19 protein-coding genes are annotated in these 22,172 nt (G+C 68.4%); 11 read left to right on the forward strand and 8 right to left on the reverse strand.

Going from position 1 to position 22,172, the window contains the following annotated elements; genetic code table 11:
* Positions 1 to 24 precede the first annotated feature (24 nt).
* Entirely contained in the window at positions 25 to 3,402 is a 3,378-nt protein-coding gene (locus tag NS6_RS21210) for an AfsR/SARP family transcriptional regulator (RefSeq protein ID WP_068044437.1), read from the forward strand.
* Between the two features lie 24 nt (positions 3,403 to 3,426).
* On the opposite strand, the gene NS6_RS21215 is transcribed toward NS6_RS21210, so the two are convergent.
* Both NS6_RS21215 and NS6_RS21220 read right to left on the reverse strand, forming a co-directional pair.
* Positions 3,427 to 4,251, reverse strand: coding sequence for an ABC transporter permease (locus NS6_RS21215; RefSeq protein ID WP_068044439.1), 825 nt, complete (start codon positions 4,249 to 4,251; stop codon positions 3,427 to 3,429).
* Positions 4,248 to 5,231: an ATP-binding cassette domain-containing protein gene (locus NS6_RS21220; RefSeq protein WP_068044511.1), complete on the reverse strand. Its 984-nt coding sequence runs from the start codon at positions 5,229 to 5,231 to the stop codon at positions 4,248 to 4,250. The genes NS6_RS21215 and NS6_RS21220 overlap by 4 nt, the downstream gene beginning before the upstream one ends.
* 107 nt (positions 5,232 to 5,338) lie before the next feature.
* Here NS6_RS21220 and NS6_RS21225 point away from each other — a divergent pair, with 107 nt between their 5' ends.
* From NS6_RS21225 to NS6_RS21235, 3 genes are all read left to right on the forward strand, one after another.
* Complete coding sequence (locus NS6_RS21225) at positions 5,339 to 5,560, forward strand: helix-turn-helix domain-containing protein (RefSeq protein WP_068044441.1); 222 nt, start codon at positions 5,339 to 5,341, stop codon at positions 5,558 to 5,560.
* Positions 5,561 to 6,127 carry a Clp protease N-terminal domain-containing protein gene (locus NS6_RS21230; protein WP_068044443.1) on the forward strand — a complete coding sequence of 189 codons (567 nt, stop codon included), beginning with the start codon at positions 5,561 to 5,563 and terminating at the stop codon, positions 6,125 to 6,127. It begins immediately after the preceding gene.
* A gap of 314 nt (positions 6,128 to 6,441) precedes the next feature.
* Entirely contained in the window at positions 6,442 to 6,822 is a 381-nt protein-coding gene (locus NS6_RS21235; protein ID WP_068044444.1) for a phage holin family protein, read from the forward strand.
* A 4-nt stretch (positions 6,823 to 6,826) separates the two neighbouring features.
* Here the strand turns inward: NS6_RS21235 and NS6_RS21240 are convergent, their stop codons facing one another.
* Complete coding sequence (locus NS6_RS21240) at positions 6,827 to 7,699, reverse strand: 1,4-dihydroxy-2-naphthoate polyprenyltransferase (protein ID WP_068044446.1); 873 nt, start codon at positions 7,697 to 7,699, stop codon at positions 6,827 to 6,829.
* Positions 7,700 to 7,916: 217 nt separating this feature from the next.
* Here NS6_RS21240 and NS6_RS21245 point away from each other — a divergent pair, with 217 nt between their 5' ends.
* Positions 7,917 to 8,204: an Rv3202a family protein gene (locus tag NS6_RS21245; RefSeq protein ID WP_068044448.1), complete on the forward strand. Its 288-nt coding sequence runs from the start codon at positions 7,917 to 7,919 to the stop codon at positions 8,202 to 8,204.
* Positions 8,205 to 8,543: 339 nt separating this feature from the next.
* Here the strand turns inward: NS6_RS21245 and menE are convergent, their stop codons facing one another.
* From menE to NS6_RS21260, 3 genes are all read right to left on the reverse strand, one after another.
* A complete protein-coding gene (gene menE, locus NS6_RS21250; protein ID WP_068044450.1) occupies positions 8,544 to 9,704 on the reverse strand; it encodes an o-succinylbenzoate--CoA ligase in 1,161 nt (386 codons plus the stop codon).
* Between the two features lie 301 nt (positions 9,705 to 10,005).
* Entirely contained in the window at positions 10,006 to 10,389 is a 384-nt protein-coding gene (locus tag NS6_RS21255; protein WP_068044452.1) for a VOC family protein, read from the reverse strand.
* Between the two features lie 97 nt (positions 10,390 to 10,486).
* Complete coding sequence (locus NS6_RS21260) at positions 10,487 to 11,380, reverse strand: 1,4-dihydroxy-2-naphthoyl-CoA synthase (RefSeq protein WP_068044454.1); 894 nt, start codon at positions 11,378 to 11,380, stop codon at positions 10,487 to 10,489.
* Between the two features lie 106 nt (positions 11,381 to 11,486).
* On the opposite strand from NS6_RS21260, the gene NS6_RS21265 reads away from it, so the two are divergent.
* The 5 genes from NS6_RS21265 to NS6_RS21285 all read left to right on the forward strand — a co-directional run bounded on the left by NS6_RS21265 (position 11,487) and on the right by NS6_RS21285 (position 16,090).
* Complete coding sequence (locus NS6_RS21265) at positions 11,487 to 12,143, forward strand: PaaI family thioesterase (RefSeq protein ID WP_068044456.1); 657 nt, start codon at positions 11,487 to 11,489, stop codon at positions 12,141 to 12,143.
* 187 nt (positions 12,144 to 12,330) lie between these two features.
* Positions 12,331 to 12,777, forward strand: coding sequence for a DUF6918 family protein (locus tag NS6_RS21270; protein ID WP_068044458.1), 447 nt, complete (start codon positions 12,331 to 12,333; stop codon positions 12,775 to 12,777).
* Between the two features lie 178 nt (positions 12,778 to 12,955).
* Complete coding sequence (gene menD, locus NS6_RS21275; protein ID WP_068044459.1) at positions 12,956 to 14,587, forward strand: 2-succinyl-5-enolpyruvyl-6-hydroxy-3-cyclohexene-1-carboxylic-acid synthase; 1,632 nt, start codon at positions 12,956 to 12,958, stop codon at positions 14,585 to 14,587.
* A 148-nt stretch (positions 14,588 to 14,735) separates the two neighbouring features.
* Positions 14,736 to 15,344 (forward strand): TIGR03086 family metal-binding protein, encoded by a 609-nt coding sequence (locus NS6_RS21280; protein WP_068044461.1) that lies wholly within the window; start codon positions 14,736 to 14,738, stop codon positions 15,342 to 15,344.
* Between the two features lie 65 nt (positions 15,345 to 15,409).
* Entirely contained in the window at positions 15,410 to 16,090 is a 681-nt protein-coding gene (locus NS6_RS21285) for a GAP family protein (protein WP_068044463.1), read from the forward strand.
* A gap of 27 nt (positions 16,091 to 16,117) precedes the next feature.
* On the opposite strand, the gene NS6_RS21290 is transcribed toward NS6_RS21285, so the two are convergent.
* Positions 16,118 to 16,735 carry a TetR/AcrR family transcriptional regulator gene (locus NS6_RS21290; protein ID WP_068044466.1) on the reverse strand — a complete coding sequence of 206 codons (618 nt, stop codon included), beginning with the start codon at positions 16,733 to 16,735 and terminating at the stop codon, positions 16,118 to 16,120.
* Positions 16,736 to 16,817: 82 nt separating this feature from the next.
* Here NS6_RS21290 and NS6_RS21295 point away from each other — a divergent pair, with 82 nt between their 5' ends.
* A complete protein-coding gene (locus tag NS6_RS21295) occupies positions 16,818 to 17,870 on the forward strand; it encodes an aldo/keto reductase (protein ID WP_068044468.1) in 1,053 nt (350 codons plus the stop codon).
* Here the strand turns inward: NS6_RS21295 and NS6_RS21300 are convergent.
* The gene (locus tag NS6_RS21300) at positions 17,864 to 22,090 is read right to left on the reverse strand and encodes a bifunctional nitrate reductase/sulfite reductase flavoprotein subunit alpha (RefSeq protein WP_068044514.1); all 4,227 of its coding nucleotides are present in this window, start codon (positions 22,088 to 22,090) and stop codon (positions 17,864 to 17,866) included. The genes NS6_RS21295 and NS6_RS21300 overlap by 7 nt on opposite strands.
* Positions 22,091 to 22,172: the final 82 nt, after the last annotated feature.

Genomic DNA, 22,172 nt, shown 5'->3' on the forward strand with positions numbered 1-22,172 from the left:
GGCGGCGCATACGATGACTCCGGTATGGTTCTCGATCCGGGCCGTTCGGGCGGCCGATATCCCGTGACGCCGGTACCGGCGGACGATCCGCTCGTGGTCACCCTGCTGGGCCGGATCGCGCTGCGCCACGACTCCACGCTGGTGGATGTACCGGGCAACCGGGCGCGTTCGCTGCTGGTGGCGCTGGCCCTGCGACCGGGCCGGACGCGTAGCGCTGCCGCGCTTATCGGGGAGGTCTGGGGGGAAGAACCGCCGCGAGCACCGGCGAACGCGCTGCACACCCAGATCTCCCGGTTGCGGTCGGTATTGCCGGACGGCGTGCTGGAGGCCGGGCCGGGCGGCTACCGCCTGGCGCTGCGTGCGGACCAGGTCGACCTCACCGCGGCGCGGGAGCTGGCGGTGCAGGCGCGAGCCCAGCTGACTGCGGGCGAGGTGGAGGCCGCCCAGCGCAGCGTCGACCGGGCACGCGCGCTGTGGTCGGGTGAGCCGGGTGCGGATCTGCCTGCCGGCCCGCTCGCCGACGAACTGGCCGCCGCGGCCGCGACGCAGACCGAAGTACTGGACGAGATCGAGCGGGAGACCCGTGCGGCAGTGGGCGATCTCGACGGCGCCATAGCGGTGGCCCGGCGACAGCTGCGCCGCCGGCCCACTGCCGAGGCGGTCGCGCATCCGCTCATGCGGCTGCTGGCCACGGCGGGTCGCGACAGCGAGGCGCTCGGGGTGTTCGCCGATCTGCGGGCAGCGCTTGCCGGTGAACTCGGTACCGATCCCGGGCCTGCTGTCACCGAGTTGAATACCGCCGTACTGCGCGGGCGATTCACCCCGCGGGCGACCCTGCCCGGTACCGGCCCGGCGGCCCGGGGGCCGGCGGCGGTAGGTGTACGGGCGGCGCCCAACGCATTGCTCGGCCGGGCGGACGATCTGGCCGAACTGTCCCGGCTGCTGCGGGCTTCCCGGGTCGTCACCGTCCTCGGGCCGGGTGGTACCGGGAAGACCCGCGTCGCCAACGAGCTTGCGCTACGGGAAGCCGGAAACCAGCCGGTGGTGCTTGTCGAGCTGGCCTCTGTCCGGCCCGGCGGTGCGCCGGCCGAGGCGGTGGCGGATATCGAATCGGCCACCGCCGCGGCCATGGGGCTGGGGGAGATCAGGCGCGAATCCGGACTGTCGCCGGCGGTTTCGGGGCCCGATACCCGCCGGCGATTACGGGACGCGCTGTCGGCCCGGCCCATGCTGCTGGCACTGGACAATTGCGAGCACCTGATCGACGCCACGGCCGCGGTGGTGGCGGATCTGGTCGGTAGCTGCCCGCAGCTCACCGTGCTCACCACCAGCCGCGCACCGCTGGCGATCACCGCCGAGACGGTGTACCCGCTGGGGCCGTTGGCCAGCGATGCCGCCGGCTCCCCGGCGACCGATCTGTTCAGTGCGCGGGCGCGGGCGGTGCGGCCGTCCGTACGCCTCGATATGGAATCCGTGGCGCGACTCTGCCGCACGCTGGACGGCCTTCCGCTGGCCATCGAACTCGCCGCCGCCCGCGTGCGCACGATGAGCGTGGAGGATATCGAGCGGCGACTGGACCAGCGTTTCGCACTGCTGCGCACCGGGGACCGGACGTCCCCCGAACGTCATCGCACCCTGCACGCGGTGATCGCCTGGAGCTGGAATCTACTGGAACCGGACGAGCAGATCACATTGCGCCGGATGTGCCGATTCCCGGGCGGGTTCACGCTCACAGCCGCCGAAACGGTCGCCGGTGCCGGTGCACTATCGGTCGGTGATATCGCGTCGGCTGTGGACGGGCTGGTCGGGCAGTCTCTGCTGACCGTTGTCGAGACCGAGGGGGCCGGACTCCGCTACCGGATGCTGGAAACCGTTCGCGAATTCGGTGAACAAGAGCTTGTCGCGGCGGATCTCGGCCCAGGGTCGGAAATCGATCTGGTGGCAACGCGGATGGCGTGCTGGGCGCGCGATTTCGCGGTGCTGATGGCCGAATGCTACGGCCGCGGTGACGAGCTCGGGCCGGCATTGACCGTAGCGGCGGAACTCGACAACCTGGTTGCCGTACTGCGCCGCGCCGAATCGGCCGGCGACCGGCAGACCATGTATGCGGTCTTCCCGGTCGCGGCCATGCGGTGGGTGATGCACGGGGCGAACCTCGAACTCATGGGCTGGATTCCCCGAATGCTCGCGATAGCGCCGCCGGCGGGTTCCCGCGGGGTGTACGCGGAACTGGAAGCGGCCGGCCACGCCGTGATCGCCCTGCATCTGGCCTTCATGGACCGTAGCCTCCGGCCGCTGGCACTTGTGCGGACCCGGGCGCGGCTGCTGCTGCGGCGCGACACCGGCCTGCGTGCGCCGTTCCGGTTTCTCGCGCAGCTGCTGACCTGCCCGCCCGAATCGCTGCGGCTCGCCCGGCTGTTGGCGCGCGCGACGCGCTCGCCGGACCGGCACACCAGAGCACTGGCGTTGATGGCCCGCACCAATATCTGGGAGAACATGGGCCGCATTCACGAATCGAGCCGCGACGCCCGGGCGGCGGTGTCGACTCTCACCGAGGCCGAAGTATGGAGCCGGGCGATGCTGGCCCAGCATCGAGGGGCGCTGACCGGGCAGGTCGCGCGGTATCGCGAATCGGTCGCGTTCTATGCGGAAGCGGCCGGGCTGCTGCACCGGATCCGCGCTTACGAAGAAAGCTTGGAAGTGCATTCGTATCTCGCGGCATCGCTGGCCGGCAGCGGCGCACCGGCTCGGGCCCGGCGGGAACTCGCCACCGCGCTGGGATTCTCCGGGGCCGGTGGGGCGGATCCGGCGGTGATCGACGACCCGGGGATCCACCGTAATCACCGATTGTCGACCATCGCCGCCGTGCTGGCCGGAATCGAACTCGTCGAAGGTGAAACCGAGGCCGGGCTGGGGCATTTCCGGCGTGCGCTCGACCTGATCGGCTGGCCGGTCCACGACACCACGCCGGGACCCGGGATGCTCCTCACCGGGTCGGCGGCCCTCGCCGCGCACGTCTTGTACGACCGCGGTGATGTGGTCGCCCGTTTGGTGCCCGAGCTCATCGATCTGGTGCCGCGGCGATTAGGTCATGTGCTGGACTTGCCGCAGCTCGGTGCGGTGGCCTGTGCCGTCGGTTCGGGCCTGCTCTTGCTGGGCGAGCAGGAGGCGGCCGGTGTGGAACTGCTGGCCTTGGCGCCGCGGGTGGTGTCGCGGCAGGACTATCCGGTGCTGCGGTGGGACCGGCATCGTGATCTGTGGCGCGACCGGATCGGGGCCGACCGGCTGTCGTCGGCAGTCACCGCCGCGGGCGGATTGCGCCGCGGCGTGGCCGCGGAGCGGATCGTGGAAGTGATCCGTGACCTGGGCCCGCACCTACCGGCCCGCTCGCCCGGCCCGTAACCGGCCGAGGGAGCGGGATCGTGGTCAGGCGCGCCGCATATAGGACCGCACGGTCAGTGGCGCGAAGATCGCGACGATTACCGCCGCGCCCACCAGCGACCAGACCACATGCATTCCGATATGCCCGGTGTTCATCAGTTCCCGGCAGGCCCATACCAGATGTGAGACCGGGTTGACATCGATGAACGCCTGCAGCCAGCCCGGCATCGTCTCCTTCGGGACGAAAGCGGGCGAGGCGAAAGTCAGCGGGAACATGACCAGCATCGAATAGCCCTGTACCGCGGAGGCTTTGTTCGCGATAACGCCGAAGAACGCCCAGATCCAGCTGGTGGCGAACGAACAGACGACCACCAGCAGCACGGCCGCCGCGACCCCGGCGGCATTCGGCCGGTAACCGATGAGCAGGCCCATCACGACGGTCAGCACCGAGGCGATGCCGTACCGGACCATATCGGCGGTGAGCGCCCCGGACAGCGCCGAGATCCGGGCTATGGGCAGGGATTTGAACCGGTCGAAAACGCCTTTCTCCATATCCTCCTTGAGCTGGACCCCGGTGACCACCGAAGTCATCACCACGGTCTGCACGAGAATGCCCGGAATGATCACCGGCAGATAGCTCTGGACATCACCGGAGATGGCACCGCCGAAGATGTAGGTGAACATCAGGGTGAAGATCACCGGCTGGATGACTACGTCGAAGAGTTGTTCGGGGTTGTGTTTGATCTTCAGCAGCCCGCGATAGGCCATGGTCAAGGTGTTGTCCACGGTCCGGCGCAGACCGATCCGGCCGGTCGGTGGCGGTACCGGCCGTGCCGGCGCGGTGGTGGGTTCGATGAGAGTGGTGGTCATGCCGCCGTCCGTTCGGAATCGGTATCGGCCGGGTGGCCGGTGAGGGTGAGGAAGACTTCGTCGAGACTGGGTTTGCTCACGGTGATCTCGTCCACCGCGATACCGCGTTCGCGCAACCGGACCAGCAGTTCGGTGGTGTCGTTGGGGTCGGGTAGCGCGGCGGTGAGCCGGCCGGCCTCGGGTGCCGGCTGCGGTTCGCTCCCCAATACGTCGGTGATGATGCGGCGGGCGGCGTCGAGTTGGGTGCTCACCGCCAGCGTGAGATGCAGCGAGGAACCGCCGATGGAGGATTTGAGCGCGTCGGCGGTGCCGTCGGCGATCACCCGGCCGTGGTCGATCACCGCGATCCGGTCGGCGAGCTGATCGGCCTCGTCGAGGTATTGGGTGGTGAGCAGAACCGTCGTACCCTCGCGGACCAGCTTGCGGATGGTTTCCCACATCTGGGCGCGGGTGCGCGGGTCCAGGCCGGTGGTGGGTTCGTCGAGGAACAGGAGCGGAGGTGTCGCGATGAGGCCCGCGGCCAGGTCCAGCCGGCGGCGCATACCGCCGGAGAAGTTCTTCAGTGCTTTTCCGGCAGCCTCGGTGAGCGCGAATTCCTCCAGGAGTTCGGCGGTCCGCCGGCGGGCCGCGGGCCTGCTCAGCCCGAGTAGCCGAGAGAAGATCATCAGGTTCTCGGTGGCGGTCAGATCCTCGTCCACCGAGGCGTATTGACCGGTCACCCCGATCAGCGAGCGGACGGTGGATGGTTCGCGCAGCACATCGTGACCGAAGACGCGCGCGCTGCCGCCGTCGGGCCGCAGCAGGGTCGCGAGCATGCGGATGGTGGTGGTCTTTCCGGCGCCGTTGGGGCCGAGGACGCCGTAGACGGAGCCCTGCGGTACCGCCAGGCTCACTCCGTCGACGGCGCGCTGGGTGCCGAACACCTTGACCAGGCCCGTCGCCTCGATGGCGAGCGGCGCCGCTGATACGTGATTCGTCATGGTGACCACGGTGGCGTTCGCTTCTTGCACGGCCCTTGCGCGGCGATTGCGCCGGCCCTTCGTCAATTTTTGTTGACATCCGGCGAATCGTCAATCAAAATTGACGCATGACAGAAGCAACCACACTGGCCGCGGCGGCGGGCAGTCCCGACCCCGCGGTGGGATTGCGGGCGGTGCTGGCGCTGCGCAGACTGCTGGACCGGCTCGAGGCCATCCAGGTCGGCAACGCCCGAGACCAGGGCTGGTCCTGGCAGGCCATCGCCGACGCACTCGGGGTCAGCAAACAGGCGGTCCATCAGAAGTACAACCGGAAAGGCAGGAGCCGATAGATGTTCGAGAGATTCGCAAAAAGCGCCCGGTCGGCGGTCGTCGCAGCCCAGGAACACGCCCGCGAACTGCGGTCGCCCGATATCCGGGTCGAGCATCTGCTGCTCGGTCTGCTGGACGAGGCCGAACCGGCCTTACGCACACTGCTGGAGCGCAACGGTATCGCCCACGATGCTGCGCTGAACGAACTCACCACCGCGGCCCGCGCCGAACCGCTCGGTGCGGAAGACGCCGAGGCACTGCGTTCCATCGGGATCGATCTCGACGCGGTACGCGAAAGCCTGGAAGCCAATTTCGGGGCCGACGCCCTCGACCGCGCCATCCCGCCGGAGGAAGCCCGCGGCCGCATGCGGTTCGGGCATATCCCGTTCAGCCGCGACGCCAAGAAAGCCCTCGAACTTTCGCTGCGGGAGGCTCTGGCGCGCAAGGACAAAACCATCGAGTCCGGGCATATCCTGCTCGCTGTCCTGCGCGCCCCCAATCCGGCCACCACCGAACTCCTCGGCGGTGCCGAGGCCCTCACCGGGCTACGCGAGCAGGTACACACCCACCTCGACCGCGCAGCCTGAACCGGCCGGCCCGGCACCCGCGGGGAACTTCGCCGGCCGCCACACTCGCGGCCCGACCTCTGTACGGCGCAGGGCGCCGCAGTAACGCTTCGAATTATTCGGCCGAAGAATCCCGGCGTAACGAAGGGTGCTGCCGAGTTCAGCGAGGCCCTGAGAGGTTTCGTCCCGTCCCTGCTGTCAGTGCTCGTTGCGATGCGGCACAGCCGCGAGTGTCGAGTTGCTGACAGCAGGGACCAAGGGGAGCGAAACCCGCGCAGCCCCGGGCGGCGCAGATATATACAGCAAAACAAGCGCACCTGTGATTAGCATGGGGCATGCAGCTTGTGCTCCGGTTGATCGGAACCGCCTTCGCCATCTGGCTGGCCGCGTTGTGGGTCGGCAAAATCGAGATCGCCTCGCCACCGGATCAGGGCAACGGCGCGAAAATCGTTGTACTGCTCGCGGTAGCAGTGGTGTTCACACTGGTGAATGCGTTCGTGAAGCCGATCGTGAAACTCTTGTCGTTGCCGTTGGTGATCGTGACCCTCGGTTTGTTCTTGCTGGTGATCAACGCGTTGATGCTGTGGCTCACGGCGTGGATCACCGAGGCCACCGATTACGGTCTGCGCATCGACGGTTTCTGGGCCGCGCTGCTGGGCGCGGTCATCATCACCATCGTGAACTGGGCGATCGGCATCATCCTGCCGGACGACTGAGGACTCAGGCGCCGAACCCCAGGGCCAGGGCACCGAGGGCCGACCAGGCCAGCATTGCCAGACCCGAATCGCGGAGAGCGGGGATCAGCTCAAGCCCGCCCTTGCCCGCCCGAACCGGGGAGTTGGCGCGGACGGCCAGCGGTACGGCCAGCAGTCCGACCAGGGCCCAGGGGGTGCGGGCGGCCAATACCAGGGTCATCACGAACGGCGCCGCCAGCAGCGCCAGATGCAGCGTGCGGGTGCGGGTATCGCCGAGTTTCACGGCCAGGGTTGTTTTCCCGGTCTCGGTATCGGTCGGGATATCGCGCAGGTTGTTCGCCACCAGCACTGCGCTCGAGAACGCCCCGACTCCCACCGCGAGCGCGAACCCGGCCCAATCTATCCGCCCGGCTTGGACGAACTGGGTGCCGAGGACAGCCACGAGCCCGAAGAACACGAAAACCGCGATCTCCCCGAAACCGCGGTAGCCGTACGGTTTGCTGCCGCCGGTGTAGAACCAGGCGCCCGCCAGGCAGATCGCACCGATCAGGATCAGCCACCAGGCCGAGAATGCGGCCAGGATCAGGCCCGATACCGCGCCCAGGGCCAGGCTCGCGATCGCTGCGCCGCGTACGGCGGCGGGTGCGGCCACGCCGGAGCCGACCAGGCGCAGCGGGCCGACGCGTTCGTCGTCGGTGCCGCGGATCCCGTCGGAATAATCGTTCGCGAAATTCACCCCGATGATCAATGCCATCGAAACTCCGAGCGCCAGCAGCGCTTTCCACCAGACCGCACCGTCGATGGCGGCCGCGGCGCCGGTTCCGGCGAGAACGGGGGCGATCGCGTTCGGCAGAGTCCGGGGCCGGGCGCCCTCGATCCATTGTGCTGCGGTAGCCATTCTCGAAGCCTAATCCGCGCGACCGGGCGGGGTGCAGCCGCAGACCGCACGTGGGCACCTCGGCGGCGGCGTGGTGCCGGTGTGTATATCCCCCCCCCGCTGCCGGAACGGTACTTGCCGGATCGGCCGTACGGGGGCATTGTCGAGATCGTTGGACTGATCTTCCTCTCGGCGGGTAGTCGCCCGGCGAGGCCACAACGGAGGAGAGGAGCCCACCATGGCGGAGCGCAAGTTTTCCCGGACGGCCGGACCAGGCACCTTCGAGGCGGTGTCCGAGGCCGACCGTGCCGAACAGGACACACCGGCTTACCCCGACGACGCCCCGTACACCGATATCGACCCGCGTTCGGTTCCGGACGATATGCCGGTGCCGGAGGAAGCGGTGACGGCCCCGGGTGGTACCCGGGACATCTGGAGCGCGGACCCGGTCGATATCGCCGAACAGTCCATCCCGGTGCCGATGGGTGATGACTACGACGGTTCCTACGCCGACGAGGAGCCCTGAACAAGCTGCGCAAGAGACGCTGAACGCAGAGCGTCCGGGCTGCGCACGACAGCGTCCGGACGGGCGACGACTCACTCGTCCGTCCGGACTGGGCGCTGCGTATCCCCGGCGAACTCGCCGGAGGTCGGCTCGACCGTTCCCGTCCGGCCGCCGAGCGACAGGCCACCCGGGGCCCATGACCCGTGTAGCCACGTCGTTCGAGTGGTGCCGGTCCGGCGGCAGAAGTTACTGGTCCCGGTCACCAGGGGCTGGTCTCGCGTAGGTAGTCGGTGACCGGCGGAAGGGGCGTGGCCTGAGCCGTCGCGCTTCAGTTCGGAACGCGGTGCCGAACCCGTCCCTTCAGGACGCAGACCCCGTGAGCAGGTATTTGCGGAGTCCGGCGCGGTCCGGCTTACCCGGACCCAGCAACGGGATGTCGTCGACGAGCGTGAGTTCGCGGGGCGCGGCGGCGGTATCCAATTCTGCCAGCACGTGGTCACGGAGTTCGTCCAGCGTGGGCGCGGTACCCGGCACCGGTACCACCGCGACAGCGACCCGCTGCCCGAGTCGTTCGTCGGGCAGGCCGAGGACCACGCATTCGGAGATCGCGGGATGGGTCGCCAGGACCGCCTCCACGACCTGCGGTATCACCAGCAGGCCGCCGGTGGAGATCGCCTCGTCCAGCCTGCCCTGAACGCGCAGGACACCGTCGGTGAAAACGCCCGCGTCGTCGGTGCGGAACCAGCCGGGTTCGGCGAAGGCGGGGTGATCGGGCATATTGCGGTAACCGGCGGCCAGCATATCGCCGCCGAGCAGGATGCGACCGCCCTCGATACGTACGTGAGCGCCGCGCAGCGGGATACCGTCGTATACGCAGCCGCCGCAGGTCTCGCTCATCCCGTACGTGCGGACGATATTGATTCCGGCGTCGCGGGCCCGCTCGTAGAGGGGCAGCGGGGTCGCTGCGCCGCCGATCAGCACTGCATCCAGTTCGGCCAGCGCGGCGGTCGCGGCGGGAGCGTCGAGCACCTTGACCAGCTGGGTCGGCACCAGCGAGGTGTAGCGGCGTGCTCCGCGCATACTTGCGATCGCCCCGGTGAGAGCCTCGGGCAGGAAGCCGCCGGAAACGTCCACCACGGTCGGTTCCGTGCCTGCAAGCAGCGAACGCAGCAATACCTGGAGTCCGGCGATGTGATGAGTGGGCAGCGCCAGCAGCCAGCTGCCCGGGCCGCCGAGCCGTTCGTGGGTGGCGTCGCCGCTGGCGCGTAACGCGGACGCGGTGAGCATGGCGCCCTTCGGCACCCCCGTGGTCCCGGAGGTGGTGACCACCAGCGCGATATCGTCGTCGATCGGTTCGCCGGGCGCGAGCGCGTCACCCAGCCGGCGGGCCTCGCGCCGATCACTGGCGGGCACCGGCAGCCAGGCGGCCGAACCACTGCCGTCGAGGACCTGCCGCAGGTGCGGGAGCACGTCGCTGACTCCACCGCCGGTGGGTATGGGCAGGGTACGCAAGGTTTTCATCACGCTCACGCCTTGCCTCCGGTGAACCGGAAAACCATGGTGCGCTCGCTGTACTCGCTCACGGCTGCGATGGTGTCGTCACGTCGGCCGGGCCGCGGACAGCAGGGGCCGGTGCTGCCGGTGCAGGGCGCCGGAGCCGGATGATCGGTTGGGGCTGGGCCAGGCATGGAACTGCGATTCACTCGTCGGACGGTACGAAAGCGGTCGCACCGGGCGTCGGTGATCGGGCGGCCATCCGATCGTATCGTCGCGTGGCGGGCCATGGGTTGGCAACCCGGCAGAAAACCGGAGCCGGTCCCGGTCAGCGGTTGTCCCGCCGCAGCGGATGCTCCTCCGGGATCTCGACCAGCACGATCGGCACCCCGTCCGGATCCTTCAGCCACATCTCGATCAGCCCCCAGGGCTCGGTCACCGGGGCCCGCTCGATCGCGACCCCACGCAGCGTCAACTCGACCGCGACGGCCCCGAGATCACGGACCTGCAACCAGATCGCCCCTGCGAAGCCCTGCGGGCCGGTCTCCGATGCGCCGTGTCCCGCGACCTCGATCAGTGACTGGCCGGCGAAGAACACCGTGCCACCCGGGTACTCCCGGAAAACCGCCAGCCCCAGTGAGTCACGATAGAACGCCAGGGTGGTGGCATAGTCGCGGGGGCGCAGGATTATCCGGCTGCTGAGGATGTCCATCACCGGCAAGTCTAGGGGTAGGTCGGCTGTTGCCGCCGGACCTCGGGCGCACCCGAGCATGCCAGTGTCCGGCCTGGGCTCCCTGCGTGCCGTGGATTCAGAAGTACCAGGGGTACGGGCTCCAGTCGGGGTCGCGTTTCTCCAGGAAGGAGTCGCGGCCTTCGACTGCTTCGTCGGTCATATAGGCCATCCGGGTGGCCTCACCGGCGAAGAGCTGCTGGCCGACCAGGCCGTCGTCGGCGAGGTTGAACGCGTATTTGAGCATGCGCTGGGCCTGGGGCGATTTCCCGTTGATCGCCGCGGACCATTCGAGGGCGACGTCCTCGAGTTCGCCGTGGTCGATCACGGCGTTCACCGCGCCCATGGCGTGCATTTCCTCGGCCGTGTAGGCGCGTCCGAGGAAGAAGATCTCGCGGGCGAACTTCTGGCCCACCAGTTTGGCCAGGTAGGCGCTGCCGTATCCGCCGTCGAAACTGCCGACGTCGGCATCGGTCTGCTTGAAGCGGGCGTGTTCGCGGCTGGCCAGGGTGAGGTCGCACACCACGTGCAGGCTGTGCCCGCCGCCGGCGGCCCAGCCGTTGACCAAGGCGATCACCACCTTGGGCATGAACCTGATGAGCCGCTGCACCTCGAGGATGTGCAGGCGGCCCGCGCGGGCCTTGTCGACCGTTTCGGCGGTGTCGCCGCTGGCGTACTGGTAGCCGCTGCGGCCGCGGATCCGCTGGTCGCCGCCGGAGCAGAAGGCCCAGCCGCCGTCCTTGGGGCTCGGTCCGTTACCGGTGAGCAGGACCGCGCCGACGTCGGAGGTTGTGCGGGCATGGTCGAGAACCGCGTAGAGTTCGTCGACCGTGTGCGGCCGGAAGGCGTTGCGCACTTCGGGGCGGTCGAACGCGATCCGGACGGTGCCCTGTTCGATATGCCGGTGGTAGGTGATATCGGTCAGGCCCTCGAACCCGGCCACGTCGCGCCACAGCGTCGGATTGAACGTCATGGGTGTGATTACATCAGGCGCGGTGGGGCCGGTGGTGTCGCGTTGACTTCACCACAGTTCGGCCGAAATGTTTGGACGCCGTAAAATTCGGGGCTACGGTGCCTGTATGACCGAGCAGACCCGACCGAGGATCGACGAAACCGCTGTCGACGCGGATCGGTACGAGAGGCACGGGGGATTTCCCAGGATCACTCCGGCTCAGGTCGGCCCGGAATACGGCGAATTCGTTGCGGGTATGCGCACCCTGCAGGACCTGACGGTTTCGGTCGATGCCCCGGACGAGGTCTATCGCGAAGCCCGTGACCGGGTGAACGCACTGATCGAACTGCTCGAACCGTATCGGGCGCCGGAACAACAGGGTCCCGCCGGCCGGGCCGTCGAACTGCCCGGTCGCGGCAGCCTGCTCCTGCTGCCCTGGAAGACGGTCTCGGCCGGACCCGACGGCATCGTGATGAAGGGTGTGTTCCGCCGGTTCCATCTCGGCGGGAACTCCGCCGCGCACGGCGGTGTCCTGCCGCTGCTGTTCGACGACCTCTTCGGAATGACCGTCCACTACGCCGGGCGGCCGATCAGCCGGACCGCCTTCTTGCACGTGAACTACCGCAAGGTGACTCCGCTCGACACTCCGCTGACGGTGCGCGGCCGGGTCGAGCGGATCGAGGGGCGGAAAACCTTCATCAGTGCTGAACTGGTGGATGAGGAGGGGACTGTCCTGGCCGACAGTGAAGGCCTCATGGTGCAACTCCTGCCCTGGCAGCCCTGACCCTCTGCCGTCGCGGACCCGATCGGTCCCGGTGCTCTCGGATCGCTTGCTGCTGTGCCCGGTTCGGTCGGTTGTCCAATATTGCTCCTCGCTCCGCAGACAGTTACGGGCGGAAATGCATTCGTGTGGGCGATGCGTATAGTTGCGTTGCCCGTCCATACGAGTACTGATCCGGAGGATCCTTAAATTGGTTGCAGCACTGTCTGAATCACTGCTTGGCGAGTCTACGCGCCCGGCCTTCCTCGCCGATGCCGTCCAGGTCCTGGATGCCGAGGTCTCCGATAAGGGTGGTGCCTCGGGTCTGGCTGTGAAGGGTGGGTACGCGGCGGTCAAGAAGATCAGCCCGTCCATCGTTCCCGACGGCCTGGAATCGCTGGCGCCCAAACTGCTCGAGCAGCTCGAGCCCTACTGGAACGAGTACCAGGCCGGTGCGGCGGGGACCTTCGGCGAACTGCTCGCCGGCAAGGGCGACGAGGTCGCCGAGGCCCTGCTGACCGTCACCGATGCGCGCGCCGCGGCCTCCAGCCGGCCCGCCCTGCAGAAGGTGTACAACTCGATGCGTTCCTCTGCCAAGAAGAATGTCATCGAGGCGCTGCCCCGCGTCGGCGAACTGGTGCAGAAGCACGCCGGATAGCATTGCGCGCGTAGCGATTCGGCCGCGCGTCAGCGCGGCCCGTGGGGGCCTCGACGACGAGGTCCCCAACGGGGGAGTTCCAGGGGGTTCCCAGGCGCCGGGCGCTGTCCGCGACCGGCCTTGCCGATGTGAGCAGGGTGACGCAGACGCGGCCCCAGGGGTCTGACAGTCTGGAGTCGTGAATCCGTCAACTGCGCAAGCTCGGGTGGTCGTCGACGAACTCGCCCGCGGTGGGGTGCGGGAAGTGGTGCTGTGCCCCGGTTCGCGTAACGCCCCGCTGGCCTTCGCACTGCAGGCGGCCGACGCGGCGGGGCAGCTACGGCTGCATATGCGCGTCGACGAGCGGACGGCCGGATTCCTCGCGGTCGGCCTGGCCGTTGCCTCGGGCGCTCCGGTACCGGTGGTGATGACCTCGGGCACCGCGGTCGCCAACCTCGGCCCGGCGGTCCTGGAGGCCAATTACGCCCGGGTTCCGCTGATCGTGCTCAGTGCCAATCGTCCCTACGAAATGCTCGGTACCGGCGCGAATCAGACGGTCGAACAACTCGGCCTGTTCAGCAGCCAGGTCCGGGCGACCATCAGCCTCGGCCTGGCCGAAACCGAATCCGGCCCCGAATACCCACGGCAGAACAGCGTGTGGCGGTCCGCGGTGTGCCGGGTACTGGCCGCCGCACGAGGCACCCGTTCGGGCAACGCGGGTCCCGTACATTTCGATATCCCCTTGCGGGAACCACTGGTCCCGGAGCCTGGTAGTCCGGAATTCACCCCGGCCGGGCGCGGCGTGGACCAGCCGTGGACGGCCACCCAATACGCGACCCTCGACGTTCCACTCGACATCGACCTCACCCCGGATACCGTCGTGATCTCCGGCCACGGCGCCGGACTGCGCGCCGAGCTCGCCGGCCTGCCCACGGTGGCCGAACCCACCGCCCCCGTGCACGGCCCGGCCCTGCATCCCCTGGCGCTGCCGCTGCTGAAACCGCGGCAGGCGATCATCACCGGCCGCCCGACCCTGCATCGTCAGGTGTCGCGGGTGCTGGCCGACCCCGAGGTGACGGTGTACGCGTTGACCACCGGCCCGCGCTGGCCCGATGTCTCGGGCAATGTGGTCGGAACCGGTACCCGGGCGGTGACCAGCGGCGCCCCTACAGTGCAATGGCTGGACCGCTGCCGGGAACTGGACCGGCGGGCCCGCACCGTGGTGCGCGACGAGCTGGATCGCCACCCCAAACCCACCGGATTGCACGTGGCCGCGGTGATCACGGACGCGTTGCGCGAAGGTGATCAGCTGCTGTTGGGTGCGTCGAATCCGGTCCGCGACGCCGCGCTCGTCTCGGCACCGAAACCGGGCGTGCGGGTGCTGTCGAACCGCGGTGTCGCGGGTATCGACGGAACGGTGTCGTCGGCGGTCGGCGCCGCATTGCACCACCGCGGCCGGACCATCGCCCTGATCGGCGACCTCACCTTCCTGCACGATGCGTCCGGTCTGTTGATCGGGCGGGGCGAACCCCGCCCCGACGACCTCACCATCGTGGTCGCCAACGACGACGGCGGCGGTATCTTCGAACTCCTCGAACAGGGCGACCCCCAGTACGCCGGTGTTTTCGAGCGTGTTTTCGGCACCCCGCACGGGATGGATCTGTCCGCGCTCTGCGCTGCGTACCGGATCCCGCACCGCCAGGTGGGGCCGGCCGAACTGGCCGCCGAACTCGCCGGTCCCGGTCCCGGTTTCCGGGTACTCGAGGTCCTTACCGATCGCTCCGGGCTGCGTGAGCTGCATGCCGCGGTCCGCGCCGGGATCGATTCCTGACCTCTCGCGAGCGAGCTCGGCCTTCCCACTGAATCGGCGCTGGCGGTGGTCGCGACGATTCACGCGACGGTCCCCGGCTGCGTGCGGCCGATGAGTTTGTGTCCACGGCCTCGTCTGGACTACAGCAGCCCTGGATCGAGGAGACCGCATGCACCCGGAATTCGACCTGTCGCCCGCGGCGGACGCGCTGGCCGATATCGTCACGGCGATCGACGACGCCCAGCTCGAGGCGCCCACGCCCGCCGATGTCCCCGTTCGTGTGCTGATCCAACACGTGGATGGTTTGGCGGAGGCGTTCCGCGCCGCTGCCACCAAAGAATCGCTCGGCGCATCCGCCGCTCCCGAATTCGGTTCCGGCGCCGCGCTACCCGCGCAGTGGCGGATTGCCGTCCCGGCTCGGCTGCGGGCGCTGGCGCGGGCTTGGCGCGAACCCGCGGCGTGGCAGGGCGATACCGAAGCGGGTGGGGTCACCATGCCGGCACCTGTCACTGCCCGGGTTGCGCTGGACGAGATCGTCGTCCATGCCTGGGATCTGGCGCACGCCACCTGCCAGGAACTGAAAGTGGGCGATTCCGATCTCGCCGTTCTGCTGGATTTCCTGAAGGACACCCCCGCGGAGGGCACCCCCGGCCTCTTCGGCCCGATCGTGCCGATCGGGCCGGCGGCGCCGGTACTGCACCGGGTTCTGGGACTCGCCGGGCGAGACCCCTTCTGGATCCCCCGGCGAGGTGAGCCGGCGGACCGCGCCGCCGGGTGAACCCGTACCGGGGCGTTCGGCCACCCGCGCGATGCCGGTGGGCGACCGCGTAGGCTGGCGGCGCCATGATCGCTCTACTGCTCGCCCTCGCCGGGTTCGCGTTCATAGACTCGCTCGATCTCCTGCTGGTGGGGGTTACCGCGGCGATCGTCATGGACAGCAGGCTCGCCCGGAAATCACCGGTACCCGGTGGGGCAAGTTTCATTGCCGGGGTTTTCGCGGTAACCACGACTTTCGGGTTGCTGGCGGTGCTGGGGATCGATTTCCTCACCGATCTGGTGGATTTCGAGCTCACTCCGACGATCCGTACCTGGGGTGCCTTGGGCTTCGGCCTCGTACTGCTCGTGATCGCCGCCGTGCCGGCCGGTGCGCAGGCCGAACCTCCGGCATGGACGGTGACCTTCCGGCGGCGCCCTTGGCTACTCGGTATGGCAGGTATGGTCGTCGGCCTGGCGCAGGCACCGACCGCGATTCCGTACCTGGCCGGGTTGGCGTTGATATCGGCCCGGGACCCGCTGCCGTCGGTGTGGCCGCTGATCGTCATCGCCTATTGTGCGCTCGCGTTGCTGCCGCCGCTGGTGGTGCTCGCGCTGGCGACCAGGCGGACGCGCCGGGCCCAGCGTGTGTACCGATCCGTTCTGCGGGTGGTCACCAGCTATGGCCCGTTGTCGGTGCGCGTTATCTTCGTCCTGCTGGGACTCGGGCTGATTGTTGCCGCGGCCCTCGATTACCAGCACCTCTGGTGACGCGAACGGTTCGCCGGTCGCGGGCGGTCAGGTTGCGCTGCGGACGAAAACTCCGGCCGTGGTGGCGCTCACTGCGGCCTGTACCGCGACCCGGACGGCCTGCTCGTCGATCGGGTCGCCGCTGGCCAGCAGCCGGTAGTACAGGGGAGCCGAAACGGCGGTGAGTACCGCCCGGGGTTCGGTGCCGGGCGGCGCCTCGCCCCGGCCGATGGCATCGGTGACACAGGGGGACCACTCGGTGAGCCGCACATCGTAGAACCGGTGGAGCGCAATCGCTGCCGCGTCGTCGAAGCTTGCGGCGGCCATCACCGCACGGAACAGCCGGCTCTGCCGGGGGTCGGTCAGAGTTTTTGCCACCAGGCGGGCGTTGGCTTCGAGGTCGCCGTGCAACGAGCCGGTATCCGCGCGCGGTAGGGATTGTTCGGCCATATCGACGAGCAGGTCGGCGGTCAGCCCGGCCGGGGTGCGCCAGCGCCGGTAGACCGTTGTCTTCCCGACTTCGGCCCGGGCGGCGACCTCGGCGAGGTCGAGCCGGGCGAAGCCGTGTTCGGCGAGCAGGTCGCCGGCCGCCTCGAGTACTGCGGTGCGGACGCGGGCGGTGCGGCCGCCGGGGCGAACCGATCCGGGGCCGTCTTCGTCAGCCATAAAGGAACTCCAGTTTCATTTAGCCGTCTTTCGGTGTATCTTCATAATCGTTAATGACACTCTAGACCCATTAGGAGTCGAGATGGAATATCGCCGCCTGGGAGCTTCCGGCTTGATCGTTCCCGCACTGAGTTTCGGTGCCGGCACCTTCGGAGGACGCGGGGAACTGTTCGGCGCCTGGGGCGATACCGACGCCGAACAGGCCCGCCGCCTGGTGGATATCAGCCTGGACGCCGGCGTCACGATGTTCGATACCGCCGATGTGTACTCCGACGGCGCCTCCGAGGAAGTGCTCGGCGCCGCCATCCGCGGCCGGCGCGACCGGCTGCTGCTGTCCACCAAGGCGAGTCTGCCCACCGGGCCCGGTCCGTTCGATGCGGGTTCGGGTCGCACTCGGCTGATCGGCGCCGTGGAAGCCGCGCTGCGCCGGCTCGGCACCGGACATATCGACCTGTTCCAGTTGCATGCATTCGACGCCCGGACCCCGGTCGAGGAGGTCCTGCGCGCCCTCGACGACCTGGTCCGTGCGGGCAAGATCCGTTATCTGGGTGCCTCCAACTTCGCCGGTTGGCAGCTGATGAAATCGCTGGCCGCCGCTGATCGGCACGGGCTCACCCGCTATATCGCCCACCAGGTGTACTACTCGCTGGCCGGCCGCGACTATGAGTGGGAGCTGATGCCACTGGGGGTCGCCGAAGGTGTGGGCGCGGTGGTCTGGAGTCCGCTCGGCTGGGGCCGGCTGACCGGCAAGATCCGCCGTGGCCAACCACTTCCCGCGGAGAGCCGGCTGCACCGCACGGCGGAGGCCGGCCCGCCCGTGGACCAGGAATATCTCTACAACGTCGTCGATGCCTTGGATGAGATCGCCGCCGAAACCGGCCGGACCGTCCCGCAGATTGCGTTGAACTGGCTGCTCTCCCGGCCGACGGTCGGCACCGTGATCGTCGGTGCCCGCAACGAGGAGCAGCTACGGCAGAATCTCGGCGCGGTCGGCTGGAAGCTCACCGCCGATCAGATCGCGCGGCTGGACGCGGCCAGCACACTCACCCCGCCCTATCCCTACTACCCGTACTACCGCCTGCCCGATTTCACCCGCCTGAACCCGCCCGCCGTCCCGGTGGGAGCGGTTCAGTAGACATCACGGACGTAACGCTTCTCGGCCACCAGCTGCTTCTTGAACGCCAGGGCGCCGTCCTCGTCGAGTGTGCCGTGGACGCGGGCGATGCGCAGCAGGGCATCGTCGACATCTTTGGCCATGCGGGCGGCGTCACCGCAGACATAGAAGTGGGCGCCCTCGCGCAGCCACGACCACAATTCTGCGCCGTGTTCGATCATCCGGTGCTGCACGTAGATGCGTTCGCGCTGATCACGGGAGAAGGCCAGATCCAGTCGCGAGAGGTGGCCGGATCGGAACATATCCTCGAGTTCGGTGCGGTAGTAGAAATTCTGTGCCGTGTGCTGGTCGCCGAAGAACAGCCAATTCTGCCCGGTGGCGCCGAGAGCGCGGCGTTCGTGCAGGAAACCCCGGAACGGGGCGATACCGGTGCCCGGACCCACCATGATCATCGGCACGCTCGGATCCACCGGCGGCCGGAAATGCGGGGCGCGCTGTAGGAAAATCGGCACGGCACCGGCGGCGCGGTCGGCGAGGAAGGTGGAGCAGACGCCGCCGCGGCGGGCCGCCGAGCCCGCGACCCGCGGATCACCGTAGCGGACGATCCCGACGGTCAGCTCCACTTCCCGCGGGCTGACCAGCGGGCTGGAGGAGATCGAATACTGGCGTGGTTGCAGCTTCTTCAGAACGTCGAGCCACTCCACGAGCCCGGCGCGGATCGGGAAATCGCGCAGTACGTCCACCAGTTGGCGGTCCCACAGGTAGCCGGACAGTTCGTTGCGATTATCGCGGCGCAGCAGCTTGGCCAGCCGGTTGCTGGGGTTGCGGTCGGCCACGAATTCCAGCAGGTTCCGGGAGACCCGGGTGATATCGAAATGAGTGCGCAGCGCCTGTTCCAACGGCATCTCGGTATCGCCCGCGGTGGCAGTGCGCCCGGCGTCCAAACCCGCCGCGTCGAGGAACTCGCCGACCAGCGCCGGACAGTTGCTCGGCCATACCCCGAGCGAATCCCCCACCTCGTAGCGTGCGCCCGAATCGCCGAGATCGAAGGCTACCCGCCGGACCTCCTTCGTGGCGCCAGGAGTTGTCAGGACCTCGTTGCGGACCAATGCAGCGGGAACCGGTAGCGCCCTGCTGAACGGAGTCGGGGCCGGGCGCCGGGGGCGTGCGGGTGCCCCCCGCTCCAGCAGATCCGTCGCTGTGCCCACACCGGATGCGGAACTGGTTCGTTCGCGTGGACTTGCGTCACCGAACCTACCCTCCGGGCGCACGTGGGTGCCGTGGCCGCTCAGATGGTCCCCGGAGTCCCCACCGGCGTCGTTGTCCGCCGGGGCGCCGTCGAGCGCCGCGATCACCTCATCCAGCCAGCTCGATCCGGGGCCGTCGAAATCCGGTTCGCAGTCCACGCGCGGGAGCAACCGGGTCGCGCCACGTTCGGCGAACGCCGTATCGAGCCGCCGGCCGTGGCCGCAGAAATCGTCATAGGAGGAATCGCCCATGGCGAATACCGCGAAACGTATGCCCGTGAGCTTGTTCGCGTTCTCGTCGAGCCGGGCCCAGAAATCGGCGCCGTTGTCCGGCGGACCGCCGTCGCCGAACGTACTGCTGACCACCAGGACATCGCCCGTCAGCGAAGGGAGGTCGCAGGAATCCATATCGATCAGCCGCGGCCGGTAACCGGATTCGGTGAGCCGCTGCGCCGCGGTGGCCGCCAACTCTTCGGCATTGCCGGTCTGCGAGGCCCACAGCACCGTTACGGCCGGGCTCGGCGGTGCCGGTACCGCCGAACCCGGTTGGCAGGCACGGGAATACATTCCAGCCAGCAATCCGTCCACCCACAGCCGGCTCTGCCGCGACAACGGCGCGGTTTCCGGGAGCACCGGCTGCCCCGACACCGGCAAGGATTGCAGGGCCGCGAGATATCCACCCAGGTAGATCCGCTCGGTTTCGCTGAGGGTAGGCGAGATGGCCGCGCCCAGGCCGAGTATCGCCGCGAGTGGATGGTCTCCGGTGCTCGCCGGGGGTTCTCCAGGACTGCCGGGGGCCACCGGTGTTTCGGCGGGTACCGCCGGCGCGACCCGGCGCAACGCTACGGCGCAGGCCTTGAACTCCGGTTGCAGCGAATCGGCGTCCACCGCGTCGTTGGTGACGGCGTTGACGGTCAGGTATTCACCCTGTTCGTCGTTCCAGTGGAACGGTGCGAAACATCCGCCGGGACGTACCCGGTCGCTGATCCGCACGGGGAGTACCGCGCGCCCGCGCCGGGAGGCGATCTCCACCTGGTCGCCCGCGGCCAGCCCCAGTTCTCGGGCGTCGCCGGGATGGACCTCGGCGAATGGCTCCTGGTCAAGCCTGTTGAGCTTGTCGATCCGGCCTGTTTTCGTCATCGAATGCCACTGATGTTGCAGGCGTCCGGTGTTGAGCAGGAACGGGTATTCGTCGTCCGGCATTTCCGCCGGCAACATATGAGGGCGCGGCCAGAAGACCGCTCGCCGGCTGGGAGTGGGGAAGGCCAGGTGTGGCCGGTGTCCGGTGTCGTCGACGAACGCCTCCCGGCCGATCCCGTCGTTGAGGTAGCGGATCGGGTTGCGGCGCTGTGCCGGATCCGGGCACGGCCACTGCATGGGGCCCTCGCGCAATTCATCGTGGCTCATACCGCGCAGGTCGTAACCGGTGGCCGGATTGGCGAAGCCGCGAATCTCGTCGAATACGTCGGCGGCGGAAACGTATTCGAATCCGGGAAAGCCCATAGCGGTCGCCACCTGGGCGATGAGCTGCCAGTCCGGCCGCGCGTCGCCGGCCGGTTCGACCGACTGCCGCTGCAAGGTGACGGTCCGTTCGGAATTGACCACAGCAGCATCGGCCTCGGCCCACAGTGTGGCCGGTAACAGCAAGTCGGCGTAGGTATTGGTGGCTGTCTCGGTGTAGGCATCCTGGGTGATCACCAGTTCGGCGGCCTCCAGGCCCGCGATCACCGTTTTGCGATTTGCCACCGTGGCAACCGGATTCGTGCAGATGATCCACGCCGCCCTGATGGTTCCGGCCGCGAGCTGCCGGAACATTTCCACGGTGCCCGGCCCGGCCTCGGCGCGTATGGTGCCCGCCGGTAGGTCCCACGCCCTTTCCGCAAATGCCCGGTCGGTGGGGGAGAGCACGCTGCGCTGGCCGGGCAACCCGGGCCCCATATACCCCATTTCCCGGCCGCCCATGGCATTCGGCTGCCCCGTCAGCGAGAAGGGCCCGCTCCCCGGGCGGCAGATGGCACCGGTGGCCAGATGCAGATTGCACAGTGCATTGGTGTTCCAGGTGCCATGGGTGGACTGGTTCAGGCCCATCGTCCACAGACTCATCCATTCGCCCGCCGCCCCGATCCAGCGGGCGGCCGTGCGGATATCCGCCTCGGCCAGGCCCGTGATCCCGGCGACTCGATCCGGAGTGTAGGCGGCGAGGAAATCCGGCATCGCGGCCCAGCCCTCGGTGTGCTCGGCGATGAACTGCTCGTCGATATCACCGGCCTCGACCAGCAGATACAGCAGGCCGTTGAGCAGCGCCAGATCGGTTCCGGGCCGGATCTGCAGGAACAGGTCCGCGCGGGCGGCGGTATCGGTACGCCGCGGGTCCACCACGATCAGCCTCGCGCCGGATCTGAGGCGCTCGGACATGCGCAGGAAGAGGATGGGATGGCAATCGGCCATATTCGCACCGATGACGAAGAACAGGTCGGCGCGGTCGAAATCGTCGTAGGAACCGGGCGGGCCGTCGGCGCCCAGCGACTGTTTGTATCCCGTGCCCGCGCTCGCCATGCACAGCCGGGAGTTCGCCTCCATGTGTACGGTCCGCAGATACCCTTTGGCGAGTTTCGTGGCCAGGTACTGCGCCTCCAGCGACATCTGACCGGAGACGTACAGCGCGATCGCGTCGGGTCCGTGCTCGTCCAGGATTGCCCGTAACCGCGCCGCGGTCTCGGCGACCGCCTCGTCCACCCCCACCGGCTCCGGTTCGGTCTCGCGCGCCGGGCGACGGTACGCGGTGGTCATCCGGCCCGGCGCCCGCATCAGCTCGAGGTGGGTGGCGCCCTTCGTACACAGTCGACCGGCGTTCGCCGGATGTAGTTTATCGCCGCTGACCCGGGCGATCACCGGAGCGCCGGTGGCATCCGGAGTCGTGGTGACCTCGATCCCGCAGCCGACCCCGCAGTACGAGCAGGCCGTCCTGGTCTTGACCGGCTGCCCATCGAGCATGGCCGGCGATCCGGCGTGGTCCGACAGTCCGGCCGCCTCCGGACCTGACTCGTTCGTGCCGTATCCCTCGGACATGTCCCCG

This window comes from Nocardia speluncae NBRC 108251 (assembly GCF_001613245.1).
Taxonomy (GTDB): Bacteria; Actinomycetota; Actinomycetes; order Mycobacteriales; family Mycobacteriaceae; genus Nocardia; species Nocardia speluncae.